Source organism: Mesorhizobium sp. M7A.F.Ca.CA.004.04.2.1, assembly GCF_004022825.1.
In the GTDB taxonomy this organism is placed as follows: domain Bacteria; phylum Pseudomonadota; class Alphaproteobacteria; order Rhizobiales; family Rhizobiaceae; genus Mesorhizobium.
Genome location: NZ_RZPH01001433.1, coordinates 1 through 1,097 on the forward strand (window position 1 = coordinate 1; position 1,097 = coordinate 1,097).

2 protein-coding genes are annotated in these 1,097 nt (G+C 60.3%); one reads left to right on the top strand and one right to left on the bottom strand.

Annotated elements, in window-relative coordinates; all coding sequences use genetic code 11:
- Nucleotides 1-468: crosslink repair DNA glycosylase YcaQ family protein (locus EN893_RS35170; RefSeq protein WP_164901441.1), on the bottom strand; the 468-nt coding region annotated here is incomplete at its 3' end.
- A gap of 329 nt (nt 469-797) precedes the next feature.
- Between EN893_RS35170 and ndhC the strand changes: the two genes are divergently transcribed.
- A partial coding sequence (ndhC, locus tag EN893_RS35175) for an NADH-quinone oxidoreductase subunit A (RefSeq protein ID WP_128362223.1) occupies nt 798-1,097 on the top strand: 300 nt, incomplete at its 3' end.

Here is a 1,097-nt window from a genome sequence, read left to right on the forward strand (position 1 = left end):
GCCGCCCGAGCCTTTCTGGCCTTCGAGCGCGGAAGCGGCAATCGGGCCGCGCTCGGCGACCTGGCGGTAAATCTCTTCGATATAGGCGGCGTGCTCGCGGCCCCATTTGGCGAGGCCCAGATACATTTCGTCGCCGCGCTCGGCGCGCTGCATGCGCCAGCGCATCAGCGGGTAGGTCTCGACCGGCAGGAAGGACGCCTCGTGCGCCCAGTATTCGAAAACCGTGCGCTTACGCGTCACGGCCGCGTTGTCGAGCAGCGAGAACGGGTAGGGACCAAGGCGCGAATAGAGCGGCATATAATGAGCGCGCACCACCGCGCTGACGGAATCGATCTGCAGCAGGCCGGTGCGGGAGAGGGTGCGGGCAAAATGCCGGCGGTCGGGCGTGCCGGTCGGGCGGGGATCGAGAAACCCCTGGGCGGCAAGCGCGATGCGACGGGCCGTGGGGAGCGAGATCTTTTCCTTCATGCAGGCATCACTTTGAAGTGTTTGACCGAGGGTCGAATGGCTGATTCCAACCCATGCTAGCAGGGTTTTGGCTGCATCCATGTCAGGAGAGAAAAGTGGAGTAAAAAGCGAAGGAAATCAAACAGGAGCGGATCGGACCAGTTTGCCGCGATATGCCGTCCAGGTCGGTGTTTTGAACAAGGTTTGACTTGCTTCGCTGGAAGTGCTGCGCTAACCCTCGCCGCGTTGCAGCATAGGCCCTTAAAACGGTTCAGCGGTTAAACTGTCACGCTTCCGCATTAGGGTCCGGTGCTGTAATCAAAGTGGATTGCGCCAACGGAAAGCCGAGCATGAACGCACTCTTGAGCTCATACCTGCCCATCGTCCTGTTCATAGGCGTGGCGCTGGTTGTCGGCCTGGCGCTGCTGGCCGCGCCCTTCCTGGTGGCCTACCGCAATCCCGATCCCGAAAAGCTTTCCGCCTACGAGTGCGGTTTCAACTCGTTCGACGACGCCCGCATGAAGTTCGACATCCGTTTCTACCTGGTGTCGATCCTGTTCATCATCTTCGACCTGGAAGTGGCCTTCCTGTTTCCGTGGGCGGTGTCGTTTTCGAAGATCGGCATGCTCGGTTTCTGGTCGATGATGGTG